This is a genomic window from Sulfitobacter maritimus (assembly GCF_013346665.1).
Classification (GTDB): domain Bacteria; phylum Pseudomonadota; class Alphaproteobacteria; order Rhodobacterales; family Rhodobacteraceae; genus Sulfitobacter; species Sulfitobacter maritimus.
The window spans coordinates 433,168-448,341 of sequence record NZ_JABVBB010000034.1; the positions used below are offsets into that span (position 1 = coordinate 433,168).

At 60.7% G+C, this 15,174-nt stretch carries 17 protein-coding genes; 9 read left to right on the top strand and 8 right to left on the bottom strand.

The window, feature by feature from the left end; genetic code table 11:
- Positions 1-154: 154 nt before the first annotated feature.
- Complete coding sequence (secG, locus tag HTT03_RS12265; protein WP_174860065.1) at positions 155-517, bottom strand: preprotein translocase subunit SecG; 363 nt, start codon at positions 515-517, stop codon at positions 155-157.
- Between the two features lie 539 nt (positions 518-1,056).
- Here secG and HTT03_RS12270 point away from each other — a divergent pair.
- On the top strand, positions 1,057-2,352 hold the full coding sequence (locus HTT03_RS12270) for an adenylosuccinate synthase (protein ID WP_174860066.1): 1,296 nt from the start codon (positions 1,057-1,059) through the stop codon (positions 2,350-2,352).
- A 4-nt stretch (positions 2,353-2,356) separates the two neighbouring features.
- Complete coding sequence (locus tag HTT03_RS12275; RefSeq protein ID WP_174860067.1) at positions 2,357-2,578, top strand: DUF2842 domain-containing protein; 222 nt, start codon at positions 2,357-2,359, stop codon at positions 2,576-2,578.
- Between the two features lie 54 nt (positions 2,579-2,632).
- Here the strand turns inward: HTT03_RS12275 and HTT03_RS12280 are convergent, their stop codons facing one another.
- Positions 2,633-4,858 (bottom strand): hypothetical protein, encoded by a 2,226-nt coding sequence (locus HTT03_RS12280; RefSeq protein WP_246253474.1) that lies wholly within the window; start codon positions 4,856-4,858, stop codon positions 2,633-2,635.
- A 53-nt stretch (positions 4,859-4,911) separates the two neighbouring features.
- Here HTT03_RS12280 and HTT03_RS12285 point away from each other — a divergent pair, with 53 nt between their 5' ends.
- Positions 4,912-5,631, top strand: coding sequence for a thiamine diphosphokinase (locus tag HTT03_RS12285; protein ID WP_174860068.1), 720 nt, complete (start codon positions 4,912-4,914; stop codon positions 5,629-5,631).
- On the opposite strand, the gene HTT03_RS12290 is transcribed toward HTT03_RS12285, so the two are convergent.
- Together HTT03_RS12290 and HTT03_RS12295 are read right to left on the bottom strand one after the other, a co-directional pair.
- A complete protein-coding gene (locus HTT03_RS12290) occupies positions 5,543-6,469 on the bottom strand; it encodes a DMT family transporter (protein WP_174860069.1) in 927 nt (308 codons plus the stop codon). The two genes, HTT03_RS12285 and HTT03_RS12290, sit on opposite strands and share 89 nt — an antisense overlap.
- Positions 6,470-6,552: 83 nt before the next feature.
- The gene (locus HTT03_RS12295; RefSeq protein WP_174860070.1) at positions 6,553-7,947 is read right to left on the bottom strand and encodes a diguanylate cyclase; all 1,395 of its coding nucleotides are present in this window, start codon (positions 7,945-7,947) and stop codon (positions 6,553-6,555) included.
- Positions 7,948-8,043: 96 nt separating this feature from the next.
- Here HTT03_RS12295 and HTT03_RS12300 point away from each other — a divergent pair, with 96 nt between their 5' ends.
- Entirely contained in the window at positions 8,044-8,328 is a 285-nt protein-coding gene (locus tag HTT03_RS12300; RefSeq protein ID WP_174860071.1) for a DUF3572 domain-containing protein, read from the top strand.
- Positions 8,319-9,026, top strand: coding sequence for an HAD family hydrolase (locus HTT03_RS12305; protein WP_174860072.1), 708 nt, complete (start codon positions 8,319-8,321; stop codon positions 9,024-9,026). Before HTT03_RS12300 ends, HTT03_RS12305 begins: the two co-directional genes overlap by 10 nt.
- Before the next feature lie 17 nt (positions 9,027-9,043).
- Here HTT03_RS12305 and HTT03_RS12310 read toward each other — a convergent pair whose 3' ends face one another.
- From HTT03_RS12310 to HTT03_RS12320, 3 genes are all read right to left on the bottom strand, one after another.
- Positions 9,044-9,562, bottom strand: a complete 519-nt coding sequence (locus HTT03_RS12310; RefSeq protein WP_174860073.1) for a DUF421 domain-containing protein — start codon at positions 9,560-9,562, stop codon at positions 9,044-9,046.
- A 3-nt stretch (positions 9,563-9,565) separates the two neighbouring features.
- Complete coding sequence (locus tag HTT03_RS12315; RefSeq protein WP_246253476.1) at positions 9,566-10,213, bottom strand: DUF998 domain-containing protein; 648 nt, start codon at positions 10,211-10,213, stop codon at positions 9,566-9,568.
- 62 nt (positions 10,214-10,275) lie between these two features.
- A complete protein-coding gene (locus tag HTT03_RS12320; protein WP_174860074.1) occupies positions 10,276-10,422 on the bottom strand; it encodes a hypothetical protein in 147 nt (48 codons plus the stop codon).
- A gap of 202 nt (positions 10,423-10,624) precedes the next feature.
- Here HTT03_RS12320 and HTT03_RS12325 point away from each other — a divergent pair, with 202 nt between their 5' ends.
- The 4 genes from HTT03_RS12325 (at position 10,625) to HTT03_RS12340 (ending at position 14,305) form a co-directional block, all read left to right on the top strand.
- Entirely contained in the window at positions 10,625-11,209 is a 585-nt protein-coding gene (locus HTT03_RS12325) for a heme NO-binding domain-containing protein (protein WP_174860075.1), read from the top strand.
- Entirely contained in the window at positions 11,206-12,255 is a 1,050-nt protein-coding gene (locus tag HTT03_RS12330) for a GGDEF domain-containing protein (RefSeq protein ID WP_246253478.1), read from the top strand. The genes HTT03_RS12325 and HTT03_RS12330 overlap by 4 nt, the downstream gene beginning before the upstream one ends.
- A 65-nt stretch (positions 12,256-12,320) precedes the next feature.
- Complete coding sequence (locus HTT03_RS12335; RefSeq protein WP_174860076.1) at positions 12,321-13,376, top strand: glycosyltransferase family 2 protein; 1,056 nt, start codon at positions 12,321-12,323, stop codon at positions 13,374-13,376.
- Positions 13,373-14,305 carry a glycosyltransferase gene (locus tag HTT03_RS12340; protein ID WP_174860077.1) on the top strand — a complete coding sequence of 311 codons (933 nt, stop codon included), beginning with the start codon at positions 13,373-13,375 and terminating at the stop codon, positions 14,303-14,305. The genes HTT03_RS12335 and HTT03_RS12340 overlap by 4 nt, the downstream gene beginning before the upstream one ends.
- On the opposite strand, the gene HTT03_RS12345 is transcribed toward HTT03_RS12340, so the two are convergent.
- Positions 14,302-15,051, bottom strand: coding sequence for a WecB/TagA/CpsF family glycosyltransferase (locus HTT03_RS12345; protein WP_174860078.1), 750 nt, complete (start codon positions 15,049-15,051; stop codon positions 14,302-14,304). The genes HTT03_RS12340 and HTT03_RS12345 overlap by 4 nt on opposite strands.
- Positions 15,052-15,174 lie beyond the last annotated feature (123 nt).

A 15,174-nucleotide genomic window follows, 5' to 3' on the forward strand; every position in this document is an offset into this window, starting at 1 on the left:
AAGTTTGTTGCAGGCAAAAACCAGCCAAACGCGCTGCGGAAAACCGCAGCACCACGGGATTTAAGCCTTATAGGATTCGGATGTTCAAAGCAAGGCCCGCCGCAACATGATGTTGCCAAGCCGGGCCGCGCCTCAAGGTTTTGTGTTTGCTAAGTTAATCAGCCGCAGGGACCAAAGGCGTGTCACTGTCGGCCGATGGGGGCAGCAAATCATTGCCCGACGGCAGTGCAGGGCTGCCCTCTTGGTTTTGCGCAGGCGGTGTGGCGCTCAACCGGTCGATCACCGAAGAGCCTGCGGATTTTTCAGCCGCGATGATGGTCAGCGTGATCGAGGTAGCGATAAAGCCGATCGCGAGGATCCAAGTCATCTTGCCCAGAGCGGTCGCAGCCGAACGACCAGAGACAGCACCACCGCCGCCCCCGATGCCAAGGCCGCCGCCCTCAGACCGTTGCAGCAGCACCACGGCGATCAGGCCAAGGGCCAGAATCAGGTGAATGATCAGAACGACATTTTCCATGGGCGAGACTGCTTTCGGTTTTGGTTGGCGGGTATCTATGCGTCTTTGCCCATGGGGGCAAGGGTGGATTGGTGCGCAGCAGCGATCCAATCCGTGACAGGGAGGGGTTGGCGACTAGAAAACGTCTACCACAAGCAAAGACCGCCGCATGGGGACGGCGGTCTTTTGAAGCAGTACTCAACCACAGTATGTAAGAGGGCAATCCTGGAAATAAGGTGGTGCAGACTCGCTTCGTAGCCTTACTATAGCACAAAATCCGCTAATCCGGGCATGGATAGTTTTCAAGAAAATGAAGCCTTTGCCACAACTAGGTAAAAAGAGCTCGGTGGCCTTCGCACTCTGGACCTGCCCGACCGCGCCGCTCCAGTCCATTTCTTCCCGCCCGGCTTCCTAGGCGCTCCCGTTCTTTCTGGCCCAAAAAACTGTACCGGACGTTTGGAAACCTGCACCGCTCCCAGCCTTGGGGCGCGACGATTTTGCAGTTTCACAAGGTCGCCACTGTCGCTATACGGGCGCGGGACATCGCAAAGGAATATAACATGGCCAATGTCGTCGTTGTCGGCGCCCAATGGGGTGACGAAGGAAAAGGCAAGATTGTGGACTGGCTCTCGGAGCGCGCCGACGTCATCGCACGCTTTCAGGGCGGGCATAACGCGGGCCACACGCTGGTCATCGACGGCAAGGTCTACAAACTGCACGCGTTGCCTTCGGGCGTGGTGCGCGGCGGTAAGCTGTCTGTCATCGGCAATGGCGTGGTGCTCGACCCTTGGCACCTGCTGAAAGAGATCGAGACCATCGAAGGGCAGGGGGTTGAGATCAACCCCGAGAACCTGATGATCGCGGAAAACACCCCGCTGATCCTGCCGTTCCACGGTGAGTTGGACCGCGCCCGCGAAGAGGCGGCGAGCAAGGGCACCAAGATCGGCACCACCGGTCGCGGTATTGGGCCCTGCTATGAGGACAAAGTCGGCCGCCGCGCCATCCGCGTGGCTGATCTGGCCGATCCGGCCACCCTCGAAGCCCGCGTTGACCGCGCCTTGCAGCACCATGATCCGCTGCGCAAAGGCTTGGGCGTCGAGGCCATCGACCGGGACGCGCTGATTGCGCAACTGCAAGAGATTGCGCCGACAATCCTGCCCTTCGCGGCGCCCGTCTGGAAGGTGCTGGCCGAGAAGCGCAAAGCGGGCAAGCGCATCCTTTTCGAAGGCGCACAGGGCGCGCTGCTCGACATCGACTTTGGCACCTATCCCTTCGTTACCTCCTCAAATGTGATCGCGGGGCAGGCAGCGACCGGCGTGGGCCTTGGGCCGACCGCCATCGACTATGTGCTGGGCATCGTCAAAGCCTATACCACCCGCGTCGGCGAAGGCCCGTTCCCGACCGAATTGGAAGATGCAGACGGCCAGCGCCTGGGTGAGCGCGGCCATGAGTTCGGCACGACCACCGGGCGCAAGCGGCGCTGTGGTTGGTTCGACGCGGCGCTGCTGCGCCAGACCTGCGCCACTTCCGGCATTACTGGCATCTGCCTGACCAAGCTTGACGTGCTCGACGGGTTCGAGACGCTAAAGGTTTGCGTGGGCTATGATCTCGACGGTGAGCGGCTCGATTATTTGCCGACGGCAGCTGAACAGCAATCGCGCTGCGTGCCGATCTACGAAGAACTGCCGGGCTGGTCCGAATCGACCGAAGGCGCGCGCAGCTGGGCCGATCTGCCGGCCAATGCGATCAAATACGTGCGCCGGGTCGAGGAGTTGATCCAATGCCCGGTCGCGTTGGTCTCCACCTCGCCGGAGCGGGAAGACACCATTTTGGTGACCGACCCCTTTGCGGATTGATCCGGTGGCATTGAGCTACAAAGCCCGGCGCCGTTGGGCGCTGCTTATCCTGCTCGTCGGGCTGCCCAGCTACATCGCTGTCGCGGTCTGGGCCGTGGCGCAGTTCGACAGGCCTCCGGTCCTGCTGGAATTGGGCATCTATATTCTGCTGGGGCTCATCTGGGCGATCCCGCTGCGGTTCGTTTTCAAAGGGGTCGGCCAAGCCGATCCCGATGCAGAGGACTGAAACAAGAAAAGCGCCCCGTGGGGCGCTTTTTCGTATCTTTGCCGCGGTCTGGACTTAGCCAACCGCGCGGTGATCAGGGCGGTAGCCGATGTCTTCCGACACGGTGAACCGCCCACCTTTGATCTTTTCGATCTTGCCTGCGCGGAGCAGTTGACCAAAGGAGCGCAGCCCGTCCTCGCGGGAGAACTCATTCAGCCCGACCGAGCGGACCTTGCCCATCAATTGCGGGCGCGAGAACTGATCGCGGCCTTCGACAAAAGACATATACGACGCAGCCGCTTCCAGCAGTTCAGGCAATTTGGTCGCGCCCATATCTGTTGCGAAATCAGCGAAGCTCTCGGCGTCAGGGTTGGCGTTGGACGGTTCCACCACAGCGGCAACACGGCGGGGGCGCACCGGACCTGTCGGGCGCAGTTGCTCAACATCGATGCGCTGCTCGGCCACCAGCTTCAATGGCGCGGGACGTGCATCGCCGGAGGGACGCTCGGTGCGGGCCGGACGGCTGACTGGACGGCGCGGACGAACCACTTCGGCAAGATCCTCGCGATAGGCGTCGTCGGAGGTGGCGGTCGTTGCACGGCCCCCCATGGCTTCGTCAGCCTTTTTCGCCGCCACGGCAGCACGCAGATGGGCAAAGGCATCGCGACGTGTGGCACTTTCCGGCTCGCCCATTTTGCTGTCGGTCTCAGCCATCAGGCGCGACATATCGGGGCTGGTCTCGTCGTCGATGGTGGGCAGGCTGCGGCGTGCGGCCTGTGCCGCTGCGTCTTTCGCGGGCTCCTCAACGGCAGTGTGGGTTTCCACATCCTCAACACGCGGCTCTTCCGCTTCGGTCTCTGTGGCCTCGATGGCGTCGGGCGCGTCCTCTGCCGTTGGGGCTTCGTCGACCTCGGCTTCGACCTCAGGCGTATCTTCAATCTCTGGCGTTACCGCTTCGACTTCCGGCTCCACTGGCGCCGTGCCAGCCAATTCCGCTTCCAAAGCGGCAAGCTCACGCGCCAGATCATCTTCGTCCTCTGGCGACAGGGAGGAACTGCTTTTATCGGCTTTGGCGGCTGTGTCACTGTTGTCCTGCGCGGGCTCGGGCTTGGCTTCAGTCACCTCTTCCAGATCGCCACGGCTCACGGCGGCGTCCAGTTCGGCGCGGCGGACCCGGATCACCCGACCCCGCGGCGCGGGCTTTTCCGCCTCGTCGCGCGTTGGTTCAGAGGCCGCATCCGCCGCCGCAGGGGCGTCGCCCTTTTCCAGACGGTTCAGGATGTCTGCCAGATCGTCGTCCTCGGCCTCGCTTGCTTCTTGCTCGGCAATGGCATTGGCGGCCTCATCGGCTTCCAACGCCTCTTCGATCTCGCGACGCGCCGCAGTGATGGCGGCATCGTTTTGCGCGGTCTCGCTGTGATCGGCGACCATTTCAGGCGCGGCGGTGTTCGCGGCGTCCTCATCGTCATAGCCTTCGCCCTCGTCCTGCTGCGCAACAACGGCGCGGATGCGCTGGAGTTTGGCGGCGATGCTGTCGGCGGGGGGCGTGGGGGCCGTGGGAATGTCTTCAACGGTGGCGCTCTGCGCCTCATCCTCGTAGTCGGTCTGAGGCTGCGGGCTGCTTGCAAAGAAGGCTTCGGCCTCCGTCGTTTCAGCCTTATCCTTGGGCGTTTCTTCCGCAGGCACGTCTGCTTCATCCGCAGGAGCTTCCGCAACCGGTGCCTCCGCTTCAACAGAGGGCGCCTCCTGCGCAACAGGGGCTTCGACAGTGACAGGCGCTTCTTTCGGCTGCTCTGCTGCAACGGCGGCCGTATCCGCAATTTGGGCATCCAATACGGCGGTATCGGCGGGCGTTGTTACCGGTGTAGCAGGCTCAGACGCGGCTGGCTGAGGTGCCGCCGCCTGCGGGGCCGGGGCCGACTGCGCCTCATGGGGCGCGGCGATGCCCGACGGGGGGGCGCTTTGATCTTCCAAAGCGCTCAACACGATCTTGCCTTCCTGCTCGCGGGCTTGCACCCGGCGCGACACCTCTTTTTGTGCAATACGCGCTAACATCTCCGCATCGGGTTGCGGCGGCTCTGCGCCAAAGTAACGGTCATCTGATGCCAGATCACGGAAATACTCGGCGATGGCTTTCATCGTGCCAAAGCTGTCGTCGAAGCCTTCCAGCGTGCACGAAAAAGTGCCATAGGAGACCGTCAGAATTTTGTTGCTGTTCATCATCGGATGCTCGTCCTCTGCGGTGTTGCAGGTATCGTTTACCACGATGTCCAAGACCAAAGCGGCCCGAATCTGTGCCATTCAACGTATGATTTCAAGGCGAGATTGAGGCAGATTTCCAAAAGGGGCGTTAATTGACCACTTTAGACTACATTGTTGACGCTGCGGAGCCAATCACCTTGATCGGGGGCGGTGAAGCCAGCTTGGACGACCTTAATGAAGCGCGCGCATTGGCGCCCACCTGCGTCGCTGCAGACGGCGGTGCGGCGCTTGCGGTGGACGCCGGAGTGCCTTTGGCCGCCCTGATCGGGGATCTGGATTCAACACCGGACGAGGTTCTCCATCAGATCCCGCGCGACAGACGGCACCTGATAACTGAGCAAGACAGCACCGATTTCGAGAAGGCATTAAGCCGCGTGCACGCGCCCTTGGTCTTGGGGGTCGGCTTTACGGGAGCGCGGTTGGACCACCAGTTGGCCGCCTTTAACACGCTGGCCGCCTTCGCGCATCGGCCCTGCATCTTGTTGGGACCATTGGAGATCATACTCCTTGCACCGCCGCATATCACTTTGCCCACTGCGCCGGGGGACATCGTTTCGCTGATGCCGCTCGCGCCGGTACGCGGGACAAGCCGGGGGCTGCGCTGGCCGATTGACGGCTTGCCCTTCGCGCCGGGCGGGCAGATCGGCACATCGAACCAGGCATTGGGACCGGTGGAACTGACGATAGAGGGACCAGACATGCTGCTGATCCTGCCTCGGCGGCTCATGGCGCCGCTGGCGGCGCAGTTGTTGCAACCAGATCGCGCGCAATGGCCCGTTCGCGCAGAACGACGTAAAGACCAGCGCCTATAATAATGACAATTCCCAGCCCGGCCAACGGGTTGGGCAGATCGCCAAAGATCATGAGGCCCAGCAAGGTCGCAAAAGGAATCTCAAGGTATTGCATCGGTGCGAGCGTCGCAGCCGGGGCGTAGCGCAGGGACCAGGTCATCAGCAGATGCGCGATGGTGCCTAACACGCCGATGCCAAGCAGAAGCGTCCAATCAAAAGCATCGGGTCGGATGATGTGCAGCGGTGCAAAACCGCTTGAGGAGCCAAAAATCAAGAGCGGCAGCACGATAAGCACGGCCAAAACACCGCTCACGGCTTGCAAACTGATCGGGTCGGTCTCTTTGGCGATTTGACGGGTGGCGAGCATGAATAGCGAAAAGATCACCGCCACGGCAACCGGCAGCAGGGCGGGCCAGCCGACGCTGACAAAGCTCGGTTGTACCACCAGCAACGTCCCCAGAAACCCGACAGCGCAGGCGCTGAGCCTACGCGGGCCAACCTGTTCGTGCAGAACAAGCCCTCCTAGGATCAGCATGAAAAACGGCATGACAAATGCGATGGCGACCGCATCAGCCAGGGGAAGATATTTTAGCGCTGTAAACATTGCGGCAATCCCGGCCACATGCAAAAGGGTGCGCCACAGGATCAGCCCCCAGATTTTTCCTCGCACGCGCCATACCCGGTGACTGCTTAGAACCACGGGGATCAGGATAACAGCCTGAACGGCAAAACGGATAAAGACGACCTGTCCAAGCGGGACAGATTCCCCCAGCAGTTTGGCCACAGCGTCCCCCACCGGGGCCACTATGCAAAAGCCCAACATGAGCGCCACGCCGAGAATGGGTTTGTCCTGATGCATTGGCAAAGATTACGGCGAAAAAGGCGCGCCGCGCAATCATTGGTTGATAAGATGTGAGAGAGAAATTTCGCGGCCACAGGCCATCAGGCCGCCGGGCGGCTCAAGGTTACTTGATTGCGCCCCATCGTCTTGGCCGAGTAGAGCGCCCGGTCGGCTTCAGAAAGCAATGCCTCGACAGAAAGCGCGGGATCGTTTTTATTGGCCGGGCCCACGGCAAGACCAATGCTGATGGTGACGTTCAGCGGCCGCGCATGGGTGGAGACTCTGAACGGATGCTCTGCAATATCGGCGCAGAGACGTGCCGCAGCCACTTCGGCCTCGGCCATGGTGGTGCCGGGCATGACAATAAGAAACTCTTCCCCCCCGATCCGGGCGACAAGGTCCATCCCGCGCAGATTGTCCCTAAGCCGCTCAGCCGTTTGGACCAGAACGGCATCGCCCGCCGTATGACCAAATTGATCGTTAATCTGCTTAAAATGATCCAGATCAGCCAGCATGACCGCAAAGGGGCGTCCGGTTTGCTGCCCGCGCTCTGCAATGCGGCTGAGATGGGGCATGGCGTAGCGGCGGTTGTGCAATCCAGTGAGCGGGTCGAAGACTGCTGCTTTCAACCCGGTGCGCACCGTGGCGCGCAACTGGTCAGCCATGCGTTTGCGCCGCAGCAAGGCGTGCAAGCGCAGGGTCATTTCGGCTGCATCAAACCCATCGGTCATCAGATCGTCCGCGCCGAGATCAAGCGCCATAGCGGCCAGCGCGGTATCGGGCGCCAATTGCACCACCAAGACCCCCGCATGTCGTGTATGCGCATTCGCGCGCAGGTCCGAGATCAAGCGGCAGGCCGCCGTCGCCGCATCCTGTTCCGCGGGAAGGGTGAGTATAAATGCGTCGGGCGGCCCCTCTGGAGGGAATTCGCGAATGGCATCTTTGGGGCGGGCGAGGGATAGTTTCGCCCGCAGCTGAGGGCGCAGCCGATTGGCCCACCCCAACATGCGCGCACCATCGTCATGGATCAGGACGCAATGGCTTTGAGGTGTGAACTCCGCCGCTGGTTCCGCCAGTCCAAGCGCACGGGTTGTGCCGTCCCGCATCTGCCATTCTTCCGCCGCGTTGCGGGCGCGGATCAGGCTGCGGGTGCGCCCCAGCAGCAGCGTATCGTCCAACGGTTTCAGCAGCACATCGCTCACCCCAGCCTCAAGCGCCGCGAGGCGGCTGTCGGCGTGGTCCCGATTGCCGATCGCCAGCATAGGCATCTGTAGCGATGGGAATTGGTCACACAGAGCACGGCACAGATCAGCCGCGCCACCCTGTGGCAGGATCAGCGCACAGATCACGAGATCAGGTGGACGCTTACGCGCCTCTGCCACAGCCTGCGACATATCCTCCGCCTGAATGACCCTATAGTATGCCGCCGCGAGTTTGACCTTAAGGCTGATCCGATTGGTCGCGATGGCATCGACGATAAGGATAGTCCCCTGCACGACAGCTCCTTCACCGTAGAAAACCTGTTTAATGCGCCAGTCTTTACCCTTATTGGTTAACAAAGCGTTTCCACCTTGCCGGAAAGAAGTAGTTTTATGTCCTATACCTCTGAAGCCGCGGAGATTTTGGCATTGCGGGCGCTCGCTTGGCTGGCGGCCAATGATGATTTGCTGCCCGTGTTTCTCAGCAGCACAGGAGCGACGGAAGCGAATGTCAAAGAGCAGGCCGCAGACCCTGTTTTTCTGGGTGCCGTGCTGGATTTCCTCATGATGGATGACGCTTGGGTTATTGGCTTTTGCGATCATGTTGCCCTGCCTTATGAGCGGATCATGGAAGCTCGCGCAGCACTTCCGGGCGGCGAACAGGTGCAATGGACGTGAGTAACATCAGGGCCATTCTTTTCGACAAGGATGGCACACTTTTCGATTTCGCTGCCACATGGGTGCCCTGGGCCGAGGCGTTTCTCCTGCGCGCCTGCGGCGGGGACCGTGAGCGCGCAGCAGTTGCGGGTGCAGATATTGGTTTTGATCTCCATGCGGGGGTATTTACCCGCAACAGTATCGCAATTGCCGGCACGCCAGATCAGATCGTTAAAGCCTTAACCCTGCATTTCCCTGATCAGACACAGGCTTCACTTCTGGCCCTCATTAACGCCGAAGCCGCCGCAGCCCCGCAGCGCGAGGCAGTGCCGTTAACCCCATTGCTGCGAGGCTTGCGAGACCGCGGGCTGCGCTTAGGCGTGGCAACGAATGATGCAGAACATCCGGCCCGGGCGCATCTGACTGCGGCAGGGGTGGCAGATATGTTCGACTTTATCGCAGGTTTCGACAGCGGCCATGGCGGCAAGCCCAACGCGGGCCAATTGCTGGCCTTTGCGTCTCATGTCGGTCTTCCTCCCGCGCAGATAGCGATGGTGGGCGACAGTCTGCACGACGTGGAAGCCGCCCGTTTGGCAGGCATGATTCCTGTCGCTGTCTTGACCGGTCCGGCGGTAGCTGATGACCTGAAGCGCCATGCGGAGGTGGTTTTGCCCGATATCGGACATCTGCCCGCGTGGCTGGACCTTCTACACAAATGACGAGACAGGGCGCGGCCTTACTGTTTGCGATGAACACCCTCTAGCAGCGTATCTGACAGATGCGACCCGTGCAGTACCGAGATGTCGCCCGTTGTCTCCAGCACCACAGCACGGACCTGCGAGAAATCAAGCGCGTTTGCGGCACGCAACTTAGCAATCAGATCAGCCCGCGCCACGCGGGTCTGATGCAATGCGTCATCCAAAATCACCCCATCGCGCATCAGTAAGACCGGCTCATTCTCAACCACAGTTTCGAAGCGCTGGGAAAACTGGCGTAGCCGCGCCACGGTATATTGCGCCCCAAGAAGGGCGGCTATGGCCAGTGCAGGCTGCGCAAACTCGGGCCAACTGGTCGCCTGACAAGCGCCAGCCAGCAGCGAGCCTGTGGCAATGGTGGCGACGAAATCGAAGGCCGTCATCTTGGAAAAGGCCCGCAGGCCGATCACCCGAACGACGAAGATCACCCAGCTCAGAGCAATGATCGACAACAAAATTGCCCGCGCGATAAGATCAAGCAAGGTACTCTCGAAAAACATAATTTATCCCGATCCCTCAGTCATGGCACGGCTTTGCTGCATAAAGAACCGCCCTAACAGGACGACCACCGCCATCGCGATCAACCCAAGATAACGCTCGTAAAGCCCATCGATTCCAGTAGGTAAAAAGAAGAACGGCGGGGCGGACAGTAGCCAAAGAACCGCAAGGCCTTTTAACGCCTTTGACAAACGAGGAGCGCAGTCCGCCAGCCCGTCGGACAACAGCCAAGGCACCAAGAGCATGAGCAACCCAAGCGCATAAACAAGATAGCTGTGGATTACGATGCCGTCAGAGTCGTTGTCGCCATATTCATTCCGTGCCCCAACGAGGAACACGATCAATCCCAAGGCTGCGAACCCGATAACCCCGGCGCTCCATTTCCGCCCCCCTTGGTGCTGATGTGCACAGAGCAATGCGCAGGCAATTAGGGCAGATGAGAAAGCGTAGATGCCGATGTCGACGATGAACTCATAGCGGCCCGCGCCAAGGTCGCTGATCGTATCGGCAATCCAATCGTGGTCCGGCACGACGAAATCGGCGATAAGGATCGTTCCCGCAAAGATCACACACCCCAGAATGGCCACCCAGCTTAGACACATCATAAACCCCGGCGCGCTTTGATGCCGGGGGGGCGTGGTTGGATGCTGCATCCGCTGGTCTCACTTTATAGTGCTGCGTTAGATGGGGAAGAACCGCCCAACCTATGAGAGGTTTAGTCCGATAGACGCGAGCGCTCTTCGGCGTTGGGCCCGCCAGCTGGCGCTTCGTCCAATGTGGCTTCGGGGCGGTGCAGTTTCTCGTCAGGCTTCTTTGGTGGGGTCTTTTTGTCATCCTCAGGATGTTTGTGCGGATCGCTCATGTCAAAGTCTCCCTTACTGCGTGTCCAGGTCAGGCCCGCGGGCTCCCAGTGGTAAACGTCGCTATCGAGGCTGAGGTTCCCCAGTATCGTCCCTGCTTCGATCTGCGGATCGCATGAAACTTCAGAACAACTTTATTCTTCAGCCTAATCTTAACCCTTGGCACCGCATTTTACTGTCGGGAAACACGGGAGTGAGACTGCTATGCACGGGCTAATCAACCGCAGCATTCAAAACTATGTCTGCGACAGCTACGGGCCGTCCTGCTGGGCCGAAGCGACGCAGCGGGCAGGGCTGGAATTTACAGAGTTCGAAGCCATGCTAAGCTACGCAGATGATCTAACCCCCCGCATGCTTGATGCGGTGTGCGAGGTGCTGGAGCGTTCGCGCCCTGAGGTGATGGAGGATATCGGCACCTATCTCGTGTCGCATCCCACCTATGAGGCCGTGCGCCGCCTGCTGCGCTTTGGCGGGGTAAATTTTAGCGATTTTCTACATTCGCTGGATGATCTGCCGGACCGGGCCAAACTGGCACTGGCCGATCTGGACTTGCCGAATATTGAGCTGCGCGAACATGACGAGGGGAGGTTTTCTCTGATCTGTGATGCTCCTGTGGCGGGCTATGGTCATTTGTTGATGGGCGTGTTGCGGGTCATGGCGGATGACTATGGGGCGCTGGTCTTACTGGATCACATGGGCCGGAACGACGGGGTCGAAACGCTGACGATAAAGGTCGTTGAGGCCGACTATTCCGCAGGACGCAGCTTTGATCTAGGGGCACGGGCATGAGCGAGGGTTTGGAACAGTCTGACGTGTTGGATGTCCTTTGCCCGATGCATCTGGTCCTCGCGCCTACGGGGCATATCCTTCACGCCGGTCCCACGATCCAGAAATTACGGCCCGAGACACCCCTGACAGGCCAGCGTTTTCTCGAAGCCTTCGTCGTCAAACGCCCGCGCACGATCCGCAGCATGGACGACCTGCGCCGGGCGACGGACATCAAGTTGCATCTGGAATTCCACGACGCCCCCCGCACCGCCTTGAAAGGGGTATTGGTGCCAAAACCTGATGGGCGGATGATCGTGAACCTGTCCTTTGGCATCTCAATCCTGGACGGGGTGCGCGACTATTCCCTGACCAACGCCGATTTCGCGGCCACCGATCTGGCAATTGAAATGCTCTATCTGATGGAGGCGAAATCAGCGGCCATGGAGGCTTCGCGGCGGCTGAACCTGCGGCTGCAAGGCGCCAAGATCGCCGCCGAAGAACAGGCCTTTACCGACACGCTAACGGGGCTAAAGAACCGCCGCGCGCTGAACACCGTGCTGGAACGACTGGTCGCGGCGCGCAAGGCTTTCGCCGTGATGCACATCGATCTGGATTACTTCAAGGCCGTGAATGACACGTTAGGCCACGCGGCAGGCGACCATGTTTTGCAAGTCGTAGCCCGCGCGATGGTAGAGGAAACCCGACGCACCGACATGGTCGCGCGGGTTGGCGGGGATGAGTTTACCGTGGTCTTGCCGGATGTGGACAGTGATGAAATCCTGCGGCGCATTGGGCGGCGCATTATCAACCGGCTCGAAGAGCCGATCCTATTCGAAGGCCAAACCTGCGCCATTTCCGCAAGCATAGGCACTGTTTGGATACAGGGGGGAGAGCGGTTGTCCCTTGAAGGTATTCTGGCAGATGCGGATTTGGCACTCTATGCCTCCAAACACGCGGGCCGTGCCTGTCAGACGTTCTACACGCCAGCCCTGCGTGACCCCACTGCGGCAGATGCCCCTGCTGCCAGCGTCGCGCCTGTGGGGCCTGCGCGTTCACGCGACAGCTAACAGGGGTCACCCTTGACACGTCATGGCAGTGGACCGCGCAGGCGGCCTGTCGTATCACCCCGGGCATGAAGTCGCCCCTGCATCTGTTCCGCCGCGCCCGCCAGCGGCTGCACGACGCCCGTCGCCGGGCGCGTTTTGCGAAGTCGTTGCAGCACTTACACGGGCCGCAAAAGCTGGACGTCGCCCCAGGTGACGTCGTGCTGATCGCGCTGGTGCGGGACGGTGCCTACTATCTCGACAGGTTCTTCGCCTATTACCGCGCCATGGGGGTGCGGCATTTCGTGTTCATCGACAATGGCTCCTCCGACGGCACGATCGCAAGGATCATGGAAGAACCCGGCACTGTGATTGACCAAAGCCTCTTGCCTCTATCGGAATACGAAGACCTGATCCGCCAGTATCCGGCACAAAAATACGGGCAGAACCGCTGGTGTCTTTATGTCGATATGGACGAGATCTTCGATTTTGAAGGCCGCAAGGACATCGGTATTCACGGTCTGGCGCGCTACCTGCAAACGCAAGGCTATACTGCGTTGGTCGCACAGATGCTTGAAATGTTTCCCAAGGCCAGCCTTGCCGAGACCGCTAAGCTGACCTACCCGCAGGCGCTCCGTGATTTCCTGTATTTCGACATCAGCGCGGTGCGCAGACTGGATTATCACAGCCCCGATATTCCTTTCTCAGCGCTACTGGCCAACAATGAACTGTCCAATGACGCGGTGAAATTTGCCTTTGGTGGCGTGCGCGGTAAGGTCTTTGGCGAAGACTGCTGCCTCACCAAACATCCGCTGATATTTAATGGGCCGGGGGTTATGCCCGCGCCGCATCCGCATCTGTCTTGTGGGGTGAAGGTGGCGGATTTCACGGCGGTTATCAAACATTACAAGTTCGCCAATGACCCCACGGCCCGCGATGCGCAGAGCCTTGCCACCGGTGATCTGGCCCATGGTGAAGACGCCAAACGCTTGGCCGTCGTCGGACAAACCCCTGACCTATCGCTCTTTTCATTAGACGCGCGGCGCTGGAACCGGGTTGAACTGCTCTACCGCGCTGGATTTCTGGTGCCGTCAGAAACCTACAGCGCCCATGTCGCCGCCCTGCGCACCGAGGGTGCCGCGTGAGCCTTGCGGCGGTGGTGATTGGGCGCAATGAGGGTGCGCGGCTTAAACAGTCCTTGGCCGCGCTTAAAGGGCAGGCGGCGCAGGTGATCTATGTCGACAGCGGATCGACGGACGGCTCACCCGATGCAGCGCGGTCATTGGGGGCTGAGGTTGTCGCATTGGACACGGCAACCCCCTTCACGGCGGCACGCGCGCGCAATGCCGGGATCGCCGTTTTGCGGCCCGAGATAGACCTTGTGCAGTTTCTGGATGGTGATTGTATTTTGCGTGATGGGTGGCTTCAGGCCGCGCAGGCGCATCTGGCAGAGCACCCCAAGGTCGCTGTCGTCTGCGGGCGCCGGCGAGAGGAACATCCCGAGCTTTCGGTCTATCACAGACTGATCGACCGCGAATGGGACACCCCCTGCGGCGAAGCACTGGCCTGCGGCGGGGATGCGCTGATCCGCCGCGCGGCGCTGGAAGAGGTGGGTGGCTACCGCGAAGACCTGATCGCAGGGGAGGAACCTGAGCTTTGCCAAAGGCTGCGCCGATCCGGCTGGCAGATATATCGGCTCGACGCTGAGATGACGTGGCATGATGCGCAGATAACCCGCTTCGGCCAATGGTGGCGGCGCAGTATGCGGGCGGGCCACGCATTTGCCGAAGGGGCGGCCTTGCATGGCAAAGGGCCGGATAGACATTGGGTTGCCGAAACCCGGCGGGCGCTTTTATGGGGGGCGCTGTTGCCGGGGGTGATCCTCCTGCTGGCCCTCATCGCGCCTTTGGCGGCCGCCGTGCTGGCGCTGGCCTATCCGCTGCAGCTGTTGCGGCTGGTGCGACGGGGCGGGATGCTTTGGGGGGCGTTTACCTTGCTCGGCAAATTTCCCGAAGCCTTGGGCGTGCTAAAATACCATCTGCGCCGCGACGGGCGGATCATCGAGTACCGCTAGCGCCGCGCGCGCCATGCGTCCCACGTGAGGCTTGGCAGAATGGCAAAGCAGCGGGCATAGCGCGGCACCATGCGTACCGGGCTTTGCATGGCACGCCAAAGCCATTCCAGCGCCAGCCCGCGCATCCATCTTGGCGCGCGCTGTTGGTGTCCTGCCAAAAAATCCAGACCCGCACCGATCGATACAAAGCCCACGCCCGGCGCCACTTCGCGCCCCCGCGCGGCCATACGTTCCTGTTTGGGTGCGCCAAGGGCAAGGAAGCACAACCGCGCACCGCTGGCCGCGATTGAGCGCAATGCCGCATCGGCCTCCGCGCTCGCTGGGTCAAACCCCATCGGCGGGGCTGCTTTGTGACAAATCACCAACTCTGGCACACGAGCCTGCAGCGCCTTAGCGGCGGCATCAAGGGCCGCTGTGTCACTGCCAAAAAGCGCCACCGGCAGAGACCAGTCCGCCGCTAGTTTACACAGCGGTAGGATGAGGTCAGACCCGGGCATCAGGCTCACGGGTTGCCGGGCAAGTTGCGAAAGCCAGACCACCGGGCGGCCATCGGCAACCACAAAATCCTGCGCCGCATAGGCTGCGGCGAACTGCGGGTCGCGGGCCAGTTTGGTTAGGTGGTCAAGGTTAAGCGTGGCGAGCGCGAAACCCTGTCCAGCGGCAAAGCGATCCCGTAACGCGCGAAACAATGCTGCGTGGGTGGGCACATTGATCTCAACAGCCGCGGAACGATGCCCGAATTTCATAAGGATTGACCGATCAACGTTGGTAGGTGTTGGCTTGCAATGGATGAGGAAACCGCTGCATCCGTTTGAAATTGCTATGCATCTATCGGCCACACCCTGATTGCATTTCACTTGTCATTGAAA